Annotated in this window: 11 protein-coding genes; all 11 read left to right on the forward strand. The window is 59.5% G+C overall.

The window, feature by feature from the left end:
- Positions 1–11 precede the first annotated feature (11 nt).
- Positions 12–953: a Flp pilus assembly protein CpaB gene (cpaB, locus tag DES54_RS08910; protein WP_113866562.1), complete on the forward strand. Its 942-nt coding sequence runs from the start codon at positions 12–14 to the stop codon at positions 951–953.
- A gap of 74 nt (positions 954–1,027) precedes the next feature.
- Positions 1,028–2,461, forward strand: a complete 1,434-nt coding sequence (locus DES54_RS08915) for a type II and III secretion system protein family protein (RefSeq protein WP_113866564.1) — start codon at positions 1,028–1,030, stop codon at positions 2,459–2,461.
- 24 nt (positions 2,462–2,485) lie between these two features.
- A complete protein-coding gene (locus DES54_RS08920) occupies positions 2,486–3,184 on the forward strand; it encodes a CpaD family pilus assembly lipoprotein (protein WP_113866566.1) in 699 nt (232 codons plus the stop codon).
- A gap of 14 nt (positions 3,185–3,198) precedes the next feature.
- Positions 3,199–4,398 carry a CpaE/TadZ family protein gene (locus tag DES54_RS08925; protein ID WP_113866568.1) on the forward strand — a complete coding sequence of 400 codons (1,200 nt, stop codon included), beginning with the start codon at positions 3,199–3,201 and terminating at the stop codon, positions 4,396–4,398.
- A 43-nt stretch (positions 4,399–4,441) separates the two neighbouring features.
- On the forward strand, positions 4,442–5,839 hold the full coding sequence (locus DES54_RS08930; RefSeq protein WP_113866570.1) for a TadA family conjugal transfer-associated ATPase: 1,398 nt from the start codon (positions 4,442–4,444) through the stop codon (positions 5,837–5,839).
- 21 nt (positions 5,840–5,860) lie between these two features.
- Positions 5,861–6,841 (forward strand): type II secretion system F family protein, encoded by a 981-nt coding sequence (locus DES54_RS08935; RefSeq protein ID WP_113866572.1) that lies wholly within the window; start codon positions 5,861–5,863, stop codon positions 6,839–6,841.
- Between the two features lie 19 nt (positions 6,842–6,860).
- Positions 6,861–7,820 (forward strand): type II secretion system F family protein, encoded by a 960-nt coding sequence (locus tag DES54_RS08940; protein WP_113866574.1) that lies wholly within the window; start codon positions 6,861–6,863, stop codon positions 7,818–7,820.
- Between the two features lie 75 nt (positions 7,821–7,895).
- Positions 7,896–8,762 carry a tetratricopeptide repeat protein gene (locus DES54_RS08945; protein WP_113866575.1) on the forward strand — a complete coding sequence of 289 codons (867 nt, stop codon included), beginning with the start codon at positions 7,896–7,898 and terminating at the stop codon, positions 8,760–8,762.
- Positions 8,763–8,767: 5 nt separating this feature from the next.
- Positions 8,768–9,268, forward strand: coding sequence for a hypothetical protein (locus DES54_RS08950; protein ID WP_113866635.1), 501 nt, complete (start codon positions 8,768–8,770; stop codon positions 9,266–9,268).
- Complete coding sequence (locus DES54_RS08955; RefSeq protein ID WP_113866577.1) at positions 9,234–9,869, forward strand: TadE/TadG family type IV pilus assembly protein; 636 nt, start codon at positions 9,234–9,236, stop codon at positions 9,867–9,869. Before DES54_RS08950 ends, DES54_RS08955 begins: the two co-directional genes overlap by 35 nt.
- The gene (locus tag DES54_RS08960; protein WP_240634986.1) at positions 9,850–11,484 is read left to right on the forward strand and encodes a Tad domain-containing protein; all 1,635 of its coding nucleotides are present in this window, start codon (positions 9,850–9,852) and stop codon (positions 11,482–11,484) included. Before DES54_RS08955 ends, DES54_RS08960 begins: the two co-directional genes overlap by 20 nt.
- The last annotated feature ends 1 nt before the right edge of the window (position 11,485 follow it).

An 11,485-nucleotide genomic window follows, 5' to 3' on the forward strand; every position in this document is an offset into this window, starting at 1 on the left:
AGACCGTTGAAATGAAAATTAACTCTACATACGTACTGTCAGGGGCGTTGATTCTGGCAGGCATTGTCGCGCTACTGGTGCGCAGTCACTTATCGTCGCCGCCGCCCGCGCCGCAGGTTGAGATAACAGCGCCGCCGCAGGCCGCGGTTCTGGTGGCCGCCAAAGATCTCCATCCCGGCGATTTTCTGGACTCCCCCTCGCTGCGCTGGCAGGTCACCGAAGAGCCGGCATCGCGCACGTTTAATTTTATCCGTGGTAAAGATAGCCAGACGTTGCTGCTGGGCGCCACGCTGCGTGAAACGGTGACCGCCGGAACGCCGCTGACCAGCAATGTGGTGGTCAAGCCCAATGAGCCGGGATTCGTCGCCGCCGTATTGCGTAAAGGGATGCGCGCTATCTCGATTCCAACCAACGCGGTGGCCAGCAATGCCGGTCTGGCGGCGGCGGGCGATCGCGTTGACATTATCCTCAGCCTGAAAAAAGACGAACAGCCGGAACGACAAGCCAGCGGTAGCCAAACCATCGCCTTACCTCTACTGGCATCGCAAACCATCGTGCGCGATTTACGCGTTCTGGCGCTGAATAATCAAACCGATACCGACGTGCGGCCACGACAGGATGTGGTGCAGGAAGATAGCGCCGAGACGGGGGCTTCCCGCCGCCTGCCTGCCGGCAACACCCGACCGCGCACAGTCAGTTACCAGACGGTCACGGTCGAGGTCACGCCTCAACAGGCCGAAGTGCTGGCGGTGGCGAAAGAGGTTGGCATGTTGCATCTGGCTTTACGCAGTTCAACGCCGGACGAACGGGACGATGGCCGCCAGGATGCGACGCCGCGGGTCACCACGCTAACGCAAAGCACCAGCATCTATAACGGCCTGTCTGGTAACGGCCATCAGGTTAAGGTTTTCCGGGGCGCACAGAAAGATGTCGTGATGTTCCCATCCCGCTAGCAGCAACCTGACCGAAGGTGAATAACCGCAAGGTTGCTCATGAAAAAATGAAGCCCATGACGGAAATTAAGTAAATGACGATCTTTTCCCTGTTTTTGAAATCGGACTTTTGGGATACGAGTAAGCGATGGCTTGCCGCCGGTTGTCTGACGATGCTGCTGCCCGGCGCCGCGTTCGCTGCGGGAATGACTGAAGTCGCTGAAACCAACGTCGTGCACATGACGGTGCATCAGGGACGTTTATTGCAACTGGATGCCTTACCCGACAGCGTATTGGTGGCTGATCCGGAAATCGCCAGTTTTGAACTGCCTTCTCCGGGCAACTTATTCATCTATGCCAGGAACGTAGGAACTACCACGCTGTATGCCATGGACGAGAGCGGCAATGTCATCAATGCCATCCGCATCGTCGCCGAGCACGATCTGAAAGCGCTGAGTGAAAGGATGAAGCGGGAATTTCCCAATGCGGATATCCAACTGGAAGCGGGGATCCCCAGCGGGGTGATCGTGCGCGGCAGCGTCGATACGCCGCAAGATGCCAAACGGGTGATCGACAGCGTACAGGCTTATATCGCTGCGTCTTCCTCCTCTTCCGCCGGCGCGGGTGGCGGGAGAGGCGGCGGTGGACAAGGTCTGCCCGGCAGCAGCGAGTCATCCGGCAAAGTCGTCAATCAACTCAAAATCAAAACCCCGTCGCAAATTAATATCCGTGTCCGGGTGGTGGAAGTCTCCCGCAACCTGACGCACGAATTGGGCTTCAACTGGGAAGCGTCGCTGAACCGGGGCAGCGCCAACTTCGGTCTGGGAACCGGTACGGTCGGCGGCTTTTTTGATTCAAGCACCGGGGCGTTTACCGGGGTTGAAGGCAGTAACTTTCTGGGCGTCAATGTCGGCGGCGGCGAGGGGTCGCTCAGCGGATTGTTGTCCGCCATGAACAAACAAGGCATGGCTTCCGTGCTGGCGGAACCGAACCTGACGGCCATGTCGGGCGAAACCGCCGCGTTTGCCGCCGGCGGTGAAGTGCCGGTGGTCATCATTACCAATAACAACGTCAATATCGATTACAAATCCTACGGCGTGATCCTGCGCATGACGCCAACATTGCTCTCCGCCAACCGTATCAGTCTGCACATTGCGCCGGAAGTCAGTGAATTGACCTCGGTGGGCGCCGTTGAACTGGAAGGGGGGTCGACCATTCCGGCGCTGACGGTGCGCCGCGCCGATACCACCGTTGAACTGGCCAGCGGACAGAGCTTTGCGCTGGCCGGCATGTTACGCAGTTCCAACAGTCAGACCGTGACCGGGGTGCCGGGGCTGAGCAGTATTCCGGTGATTGGCCGCGCCTTTGAAAATGAATCAACCAGTCATGAGGAAACGGAATTGGTGATTATCGCCACCGCCTATGTGGTGGAGCCGGTGAATGCGGGCGATCTTCAGGTGCCGGGACAGGGCGTCAAAACATTGGACGCCGTGATGCCAAGTTATGGCGCGGTGGGTTATCTCTACTGAGCCTGATGATGAAGGATGAACACAATGCATAAAAAGACGATTCGCGACGCCGGACGCGTCGCAAGGAAACCTTCAGGCAGGCCGATTTCTGGTCTGACGCTGTGCGCCTGCGCCTTTCTGCTGGCGGCCTGTGGCGATAACTCAGTGAACAGCCAACGCATGCAGCGTTATGCGCAACCGGCGCTGGAGCCGATTGACGTGCGTCCCTCCTCGCTGGCGGTCACGTTGCAAGTGGCGGCGGACGGGCGGGGTTTTACCCCGGAATCACTTAAGCGGCTTAATGTGATGCTGAAAGATCAAGGTCGGCTTGCCAACCAAACGCTGACGTTGATCCCCCGCACGGCGCGTGGCGAACAGATGGCGGGGCGGTTAGCTTTGGTGCTGAAAAATGCCGGGGCGGACGCGCAGAAAGTGAAACAGATGCGCATGGCGTCCGCCAGCGGTCAGTCCGGCGATCTGGAGGTAATTTCCCAAGCGCTGGCGGTAAAAACCGCCCGCTGTCAGGTGAACGATCCCGGTCTGTTGATGGTAAAGCCATTCGAAGGCATGGGCTACCTGGGCTGTGCGACCCAGAACAATCTGGCGATGATGGTCGCGCAGCCGCGTGATTTGATTCAGGCTAAAACCCTGGATGACGCAGACGGCGTGGCGGCGGTTAACAGCATCGAGCGTTATCAATCCGATGAGGTAAAAGAGCTCATCGATATTGACTTTGATGACTAAGGGAGCGGCATGCCATGAGTGAAATGACCCTGGTTGACAACGAAGAACTGGCCGCGCCGCTGGTGGCGTTCGTCCACGCCGCGGAGGATATCGCCGATCTTGGCGATCAATTTACGCGCCTGAAACAGCCGGACGTGCCGGTGATGGCGGGCGGCGTGACCGCCGCGCGCAAGTGGTGTGAATTGAATGTCCCGCCGCGCATTCTGCTGGTGGATTTGCAAGGCGCGCACTGGCCGTTACCTGAACTGGAAACCTTGCTCAGCATCTGCGGCCCGACCACGCAGGTGATCGCCACGGGCAAAGAACAGGATGTGGCGCTGTATCGCGCGCTGTTGCAGCTTGGGGTGGTGGACTACCTGCTGAAACCGTTCACGCTGGATCTGCTGGCCGCGACGCTGGCGAAATGCGCGGGCCAGCAAGCCGGGCCGGAGTATGCCCGCATGGGGCGCACTATCGCGGTAGTCAGCGCCAGCGGCGGTTGCGGCGGTAGTACGGTGGCGATGGGGTTGAGCCGGTTGTTGTCCGGCGAACGTCACTTACCGGTGGCGCTGGTGGATTTTGACCGTCGTAATGGTGATCAACTGTTGTTGCAGGGACAAAGCGCCGATGCCGGACTGACCGCCGTGCTGGAAACGCAGGAACTGGACACCCGGCTATTACAACGCGCCATGCTGCGCATTGATCCCCGTCTGCATCTGCTGGCGCAGCAACCCGAACTGGGCGAATTGAACCCGGTGGAGGTGGACAACGTACTGAATCTCGGCGGCGCGCTGTGCCGCATGTTTAATCAGGTTATCTGGGATCTCCCCAGCAGTTATCCGCCAGGGGCGCTGGATGTGCTGACCTATGCGGATCTGCGCATCATCGTCAGCGAACTGACGCTACAGGACGCACGTAATATTCGTCGCGTACTGCATGAAATCGGCGATGAAAGCGAAGGGCAGTGCCTGTTGCTGGTGCATAACCAGAGCCGTTTCGCCGGCACGACCCCGCTGAGCCGTGAGCAGTTCGAGCAGTTTGTCGGCCGCAAAATCGATGTATCGCTGCCGCATGCCGGTCATGCGCTGGCGCAAAGCCTGACGCTGGGCGCGTTGAATCTGGCGGCGGCGCCCGCATTCCGGCAGGCATTGCGCCAACTGGTCGATCTGGCCTGCGGGGTGCGTACTCGGCCAGTGGAAAAACGCTGGTTTTCCCGTTGGTTGAAACGGGCATGAACATCACCCGCATCACCCCGTCGCGACAAAGGGTTAACCGACTATGTTGATTCGTAAAAATAACCAGCAAAAAGGTGAGGCGCACAAAAATACGCCTCAGCCGACGGCAGCCAACGTGACCGAACTGAAGACGCGTCCGGCGGTGGAGAATCGTGCGCAGCCGACAGCAAATAATCCGGCGGCGTCAACCCCCGCCACCCGGCAGACGGACAACCGCAGCAGCCAGCGCCGTCTGATCCGCGCCCAGCTTTACGATCAGATCGATGCGGGCAAAGCGTCCATGATGACGCGCGACAAGCTGCTGGTGCAGATCGAAACCGTGATCCGCCGTATCTGCGATGAACAGCGTTTGCAGCTTTCCCGTCAGGAAGAGGAAGTGATTGCGGCGGAAATGCTGGATGAGATGACCGGTATCGGCCCCATCCAACCGTTGCTGGCCGACGACACGGTCAACGACATTCTGGTGAACGGCGCGAATCAGGTCTTTGTTGAACGTTTCGGCAAGCTGGAACTCTCGCCGATCACCTTTATTGATGAAGAACATGTGTTCAACACCGCGCAGCGTATCGCGGCGGCGGTGGGGCGGCGCATCGATGAAGCCAGCCCGATGGTGGACGCCCGTCTGCCGGACGGCAGCCGCGTGAATGTGATTACCTATCCGCTGGCGATCGACGGCACCACCATCTCTATTCGTAAATTCATGCGCCGTAATCTGTCGCTGGAAGCGTTGGCGGAAAGCCGCTGTATGTCCCACGCCATGGCCGATGTGCTGAACAAGGCGATGCAGGCGAAGATTAACGTGATTGTCTCCGGCGGAACCGGCGCGGGTAAAACCACGCTGCTGAATGCGTTATCGCAAAAGATCGGCAGCGATGAACGTATCATCACCATTGAAGACGCCGCCGAACTGCAATTACAGCAGGAGCATGTGATCAGACTGGAAACGCGTCCCACCAGCGCCGAAGGCACTGGCCGGGTCGATCAGCGTGATTTGATGCGCAACGCCCTGCGTATGCGGCCTGACCGCATCATCCTCGGCGAAGTGCGCGGCGGCGAAAGTTTCGACATGTTGCAGGCGATGAATACCGGCCATGACGGTTCGTTGTGTACCGTTCACGCCAATACCTCGCGGGATTCGATACAGCGTCTGGAAAACATGGTGATGATGGCCAACATGCAATTGCCGCTGATGGCGATCCGCCGTCAGATCGCCAGCGCCGTGCATCTGATCGTACAGATAGAACGCATGCGCGACGGCGTGCGTCGCGTGGTATCGATCACCGAAGTCTGCGGCATGGAGAATGAAGTGATCCAGCTACAGGATCTGTTCACTTTCCAGATCACCGGCAAAGACGCGCAGGGCAAACTGACCGGCGAATACCTACAGCACATTCAGCGCCCGCAGTTCTACAGCGATAAAGCGCATTTGTTTGATGCGTGACGACCCGCGGAGGAGACGCCGATGACCGCTTTACACCTGAATCTGATCACGCTGTGGGTATTTTGCGGCGTACTGCTGTTGTGCTTTGCCGTTTATCGCTGGCAGAAGGCGCGTCAGCGTCTCGCCCAGCGTGAACAACGCTGGCGGCAGGTTTTAGCGCAGGTGGAGCCGCCGCCGACGCAGCCGGTTTCCGACTCTATTCTGCGTGATGAGATAAAAACGCCGTTGAAGAACGTGCCCCTGCTGGGGCGCTGGCTGGCGGGAGTCTGGTCGCAACTGGCGTTCATCGGCTGGAAAAAGAACCTGCGTCAGCGAATGTTGATTCTGGCGGCGCTGAGTCTGACGCTGGGGATGGTCATGGGGCAACGCACGTTGCTGCCGTTGACGTTGGGGCTGGTTTTCTCTGCACTGTTGTTTATCGCTATTGGCGCGGTGCTGTTTCGTTCCGCGTTGCAAAAGCACCTGAAAGCCCTGCGCGAAAGCCTGCCGGAAGCGATTGACGCCATTACCCGTAGTTGTCGGGCGGGGGTGCCAGTGGCCAATACCTTTGCGATGGTGGCGGAGCATTTGACCGGTCCGCTGGCCAATGAATTCAACACCATCGATCACTGGCTGAAGCTGGGCATTCCGTTGCGTCAGGTAATTCAGGCATCGGCGCTCAGGGTGCCGATGGCGGAATATCGCTTCTTCGTGGTGATCCTGATCATCAACCAGGAAGCCGGCGGGCGTCTGGGTGAAACGCTGGAGCGGCTTTCCGCCACGTTGCGCGCCCGCCGCGAGCTTCAGCTTAAAGTACAGTCGAAAACCTCGGAAGCGCGCGCCTCCGCCAAAATCGTGGCGGCGTTGTTCCCCTGCTGTCTGGCCTATCTGTATCTGCGCTCTCCCGCTGATTTCAATTTTCTGTTTTCCGACCCGGTGGGAACAACGGTGCTGATTTACGCCCTGTGCAGCGTTGCGCTTGGAATGCTGGTGACGCATTTCATGGTCAGACGGATAAGCTGAGGACAAGGGAGAAGCCGAGATGACGATATTCAACGACCCCCTGTTGCTGATAGCGCTGGGCTTGATTGGCGCGGGGCTGGCGATCGCGCGTTGCAATAATAGCCGGCGGCAGGCCAGGCAGTTGGCCGAGCGAATGCAGGCGCATTTGCCCGCCGCCCCTGTAGGGACGGCCTCGCAGGATAGTATCCTGCGAGGCCAGGGAACAACAATAACCCCCTGGCTGGAAAAAATTCTTTTACCGATAGCGCAACAGGGCTATCGCCTGTCTGGATCCGAACGGGATCGTCTTAATTTCCGCCGACTGCTCGATCTGGCCGGATTCCGCCGTAATGAAGCGGTGGGTTGGCTGGTGATGGGCAAATTTTTCATCGGTTTGTTATGCGCGCTGACGCTGGTCTGGGGCGGGTTGCCGCCTGCCGACCGCCTGGGGCTGTCGGGGATCGCCGCCGGGCTGATTGGCTTTTTTGTCGGCGCCATGTTGCCGGAAGGGTGGCTGAAATGGCGCGCCGCCAGCCGGGGCGAAAAGCTGGCGCGAGCCGTGCCGGATGCGCTGGATTTGATGGTGGTCTGCGCCGAAGCCGGGTTATCCATTGGCCGGGTGTTGCAAGTGGTGGCGAAAGAACTGGGCTTGTCGTCGCCGGAAATGGCGGACGAGTTGCATTACACCGCCGCCGAGTTGCAGATCCTCTCCGATCGCACGCTGGCGATGATACATCTGGCGGAAAGAACCCGTGTCGCGGAAATAGAGAGTATGGTCGCCACATTAATTCAGGCGGAACGTTACGGCACGCCGCTGTCGCAGGCATTACGCACCATCGCCGATGAAAGTCGTAAAACGTTGATCCTGGGTCTGGAAGAGAAAGCGGGCAAACTGCCGGCCCAGCTTAGCGTCCCGTTGATGGCGCTGATCCTGCCGCCGATTGTCGCGATTATGGCCTCGCCAGCGTTGGTGCGGGTGATTCGGTTACTGACGCAGTAGCTGCAGCGGAATTCGTCACCCCCGCGCAGGCGGGGATCTTACAGCAGAAAAAGAAAGTATCGAGGGAATGCGAACATGGTTGGTCGGGTGAAAAAAAGGGCAATCGGCGCTCGGAGCAGCGGACGTCTGTTGCTGATACTGTTGTTGGGTACGCTGCTGGCGGGTTGCGGCAGTAGTTCAATGACGATTAAAGGCACCAAGGACGAAGGGTTGCGGCTGGCCCGTTTGCTGCGCGATCAGGGCAGGCTGGAAGCGGCGACGGAAGTCTATGCCCGTATTGATAGCCGCGGCGAGCTTAAAGGCGCCGAACTGCTGGAATATGCCAGCGTCGCGTCGTCGGTGCGTTCGCCGCAGCAAACGCTGGAATTGTATGGCCGCGCGCGACACGCGCTGGGCGGCGATACCAACAAACTGCAACCGCAGGAAGCGCTGGCGATTTGTTTAGGCATGGGACGCGCGCAGTTGGCGATGGGGCGTCATGCGATGGCGCGCCAGGATTTCGCCTGCGCCCTGCAAGCGCAGCCGGATAGCGCGGGCGCGCTCAACGGCATGGGTGTGGTGATGGAGGCGGCGGGCCAGCACAGCGCAGCGCGTCAATTGTTCGAAAACGCGCTGCGGGTGAACCCGGCGGATATGGCGGCCATCAGCAATCTGGCGCTTTCCTGGTTGGCGAGCGGCGAGGCGGATAAAGCCATTAGCCTGCTGAGAACGGTGGATAGCGCCAATCCCAACGGCAAACTGAATCTGGCGCTGGCTTATCTCTATAACGATCGTCAGGAAGAGGCGCGCGGCGCGTTGGCGACCATTGCTCAGCCGCAGCGCATCGATGCGCTAATGGATGCGTTGAACCAGCGTGTCGCGCAGATGCGGCAGGAGAAAGACCGTGGCGAAACGCTGCTGTTGTCCAGCCGTCAACGTTTGCAGCTTAGCAACCCAGAGTAATGAAGATGCGTTGGCGCAACAATCGGGATTGGTGTGATACGCACGGCGTGATCGCCGTGGAAGTGGCGTTTTTGGTGCCGGTAGTGTTGGTCGGCGTGATGATGCTGTTCGAACTGGCGCGTATCGGTCTGGTGATTGCGGTAGGCAGTGCGGCGCTCGATAAGGCGGTGCAGAGTTTTCGTCTCGACGATCTCAACACCGACAGCGCCGCGCTAATGAGTACGGATCTGAAGGAACGGATGATCAGCGCGTCTTATGGCTATCTACAACAGCAGGATTTAACCGTCAGCGTCTTGCAATTCGACAACCTGAGTCAGCTTGGCGGGCTGGAAATCGTTTCTGACGAGGAAGAGGGCGCCGTCTCGAATACCTTGCCCGTCTGGTCGGTCACGGTGCAGATACAAAAGGCGTTCCTGACGCCGCTGCCGGAAGTGCTGACGCTGGGCGACACCTTTCGCTATCAGTACAAACATGTCTTCGGCACGGAGTTACGCAGTGAAGAATAACGGTTTTTCGTGGCTGCGCCGTTTCTGCTCGAACAGACAGGCTTCCGCCGCGGTTGAAACCGCGCTGGCGCTGCCCATTGTGCTGGCGGTCGGCGCCTTGTGCGCGGATATCTACAGCGTCGGACTGGAGCGCGAACGCATGGAGCAGCGGGCGGGCGCGCTGGTCTCCATTGTGGGCATGCAGCAGGAACTGACGCAGGAAGGGCTGCAAGGTCTGCTGGATGCGGTATTGCCTGAGCAAGATTTGGGAAATTACCAGTTGCTGGTAAGCAACATCCGTCAGACCGGGGAAGTGTACTGGCAACTTGACCGGGGCAATGCCGACGGGGTATGCGGCGACAGCGTGGCGGCCTACGGCGCAACCTATCCGGGAGACTTACCGGAAAAGGACGCGGAGAGCGGCAGCGAACTCGTCTCGTTGGTGGTGGTGGAGTGGTGTCGTGAAGGTAAGGATATCAGTTTGCTTGGCGGGTTATCGCTGAGCAACCTGCTGCATGTCAGGTTGGTAAACCGGGTGGGGAATGGCGTGATTACGCTGGATACGGCGCTGGGGCGGGAGGCGGGACAGCCGGAGGAGGAATATGAAGAGAATGAAGGATAATGCCGCCCGCCGCCGCTGGCGTTTACTGCGGGCTGTGCGGATTTTTGCGCGCCAGGAGCGCGGCGCCGGGGCGTCGTTCTATGTGTTGGGCGTGATGGCCTTGCTGGTCAGCGCGGCGTTTATCGTCGATTCCTCCACCGCGACCGGCGATGCGGCCCAGATTAAGCGCGCCACGGATGCGGCGGCGCTGGCGGTGGGCCATCAGGTCGTCATCAGCGGCAATGAAAACAGCGCTTTCGACCAGCAGCAAATGACGGAACTGGCGTTCGAGTACGTCAAGGCCAATCTGGGGCTGAATAGCACGCTGGCCGAGGCGATATCGCTCGACAAGGTGACTGTCAGCGAGGGGCGCAGCGATGACGACTACCCGACCTATACCGTCACCGCCGCCTTTACCACCGCTCCGGCTTTACTGCGTATGGGAAAGCGCGAACAGGCGATTTACTCCACCGCCGAGGTGCGCAACCGCTCCCTGGAAGTAGCGCTGATCCTGCCCAATACGGCGGGCGAGGACGGTGAAAATCTGGCCGTGCTGCGTCGCCTGGGCAACGAGTTTGCGGAAAACCTGATCGGCGGTCAGGAAAACAGTTGGCTGGCGCTGGTGCCGCATAGTCAGGCCGTCAGCGTTTACGACGCCGATTACCCTAACCGCGTCAGACAGTGGGCCGCCTCGGGCGCGCTCAATCCGGTGGAACTGACCTCGCTGTTCCGATCGGGCTACGGCAGTCTGGCCGATCGCCGCATCCCGGACCGCCGTTTCAACCTGCTATGCATGTATCGTGGTTTGAACCGGGGCGAAAACTACTTCTGGGACGAGGCGCCGGCAGGTCAGTTTCGCCTCTACTACCGCGCCGATCTGCCGGAGAACGCCTATGAATCCTACACCATCTCCTGGGTCGGGCCGAACCCGGACTTCGGACAGGCCAACGGCGTCAACGACACGCGTTTTCTGATCGTCGATATGGGCTGCCCCTATGCGCCCGTGCTGCCGCTGACCAACGATCTCGACAAAATCGCCGGGCGGCTCGACGAAATGCGCACCGGCTTCAACGTCAACTACGCCATTGCGCTCGGTTGGGCGGCGATGACGTTGGCCCCGGCTTTTCGCGGCAGCGCCGGTTGGGGATTGGAGGACGATCTGCCCAAAGACTTCGACCAGGGCAACGGCGAGCGCACCAAGGCTATCGTCATGCTGGTCAATTCCAGCGACAAGCTCTGGTTCGACAGCGATTCCTACAACGCCGACGTGGGGCAACCGCTTGATGGTTGTAGCACGCAGACCGCGGGTAATAACGGTTGTAATGACGAACAGTTGGCCATCGAACGTTTTGCCAGTCTGTGCGCCAGTTTCCGTGAGCGCAACCTGCGGTTTTTCCTGGTAGTGACCGGCAACGACGAGGCGGATAACGAAGCGGACGGCGGCACTATCACCAGCGCCTCGGCGTTTCGCCGCGTCGCCGATGCGGGACTGGCGGGCTGTGCCGAGAAAAGCGCCGATCTCACCTATTACAACGGCGCGGATTTCGTCGCCTCGGAAAACAAGTTCCGCGAGCGCCTGAATGAAATTACTGACGAACTGCATCAGAAAAGCGGTTTCGTCCGGCTGATTGAGTAAA

Source organism: Brenneria salicis ATCC 15712 = DSM 30166 (genome assembly GCF_003315515.1).
In the GTDB taxonomy this organism is placed as follows: Bacteria; Pseudomonadota; Gammaproteobacteria; order Enterobacterales; family Enterobacteriaceae; genus Brenneria; species Brenneria salicis.

What these genes read in the sequence shown, in the direction of transcription:
- cpaB (WP_113866562.1), top strand. Translation starts at nt 12, where the DNA reads ATGAAAATTAACTCTACATACGTACTGTCAGGGGCGTTGATTCTGGCA.
- DES54_RS08915 (WP_113866564.1), top strand. Translation starts at nt 1,028, where the DNA reads ATGACGATCTTTTCCCTGTTTTTGAAATCGGACTTTTGGGATACGAGT.
- DES54_RS08920 (WP_113866566.1), top strand. Translation starts at nt 2,486, where the DNA reads ATGCATAAAAAGACGATTCGCGACGCCGGACGCGTCGCAAGGAAACCT.
- DES54_RS08925 (WP_113866568.1), top strand. Translation starts at nt 3,199, where the DNA reads ATGAGTGAAATGACCCTGGTTGACAACGAAGAACTGGCCGCGCCGCTG.
- DES54_RS08930 (WP_113866570.1), top strand. Translation starts at nt 4,442, where the DNA reads ATGTTGATTCGTAAAAATAACCAGCAAAAAGGTGAGGCGCACAAAAAT.
- DES54_RS08935 (WP_113866572.1), top strand. Translation starts at nt 5,861, where the DNA reads ATGACCGCTTTACACCTGAATCTGATCACGCTGTGGGTATTTTGCGGC.
- DES54_RS08940 (WP_113866574.1), top strand. Translation starts at nt 6,861, where the DNA reads ATGACGATATTCAACGACCCCCTGTTGCTGATAGCGCTGGGCTTGATT.
- DES54_RS08945 (WP_113866575.1), top strand. Translation starts at nt 7,896, where the DNA reads ATGGTTGGTCGGGTGAAAAAAAGGGCAATCGGCGCTCGGAGCAGCGGA.
- DES54_RS08950 (WP_113866635.1), top strand. Translation starts at nt 8,768, where the DNA reads ATGCGTTGGCGCAACAATCGGGATTGGTGTGATACGCACGGCGTGATC.
- DES54_RS08955 (WP_113866577.1), top strand. Translation starts at nt 9,234, where the DNA reads ATGTCTTCGGCACGGAGTTACGCAGTGAAGAATAACGGTTTTTCGTGG.
- DES54_RS08960 (WP_240634986.1), top strand. Translation starts at nt 9,850, where the DNA reads ATGAAGAGAATGAAGGATAATGCCGCCCGCCGCCGCTGGCGTTTACTG.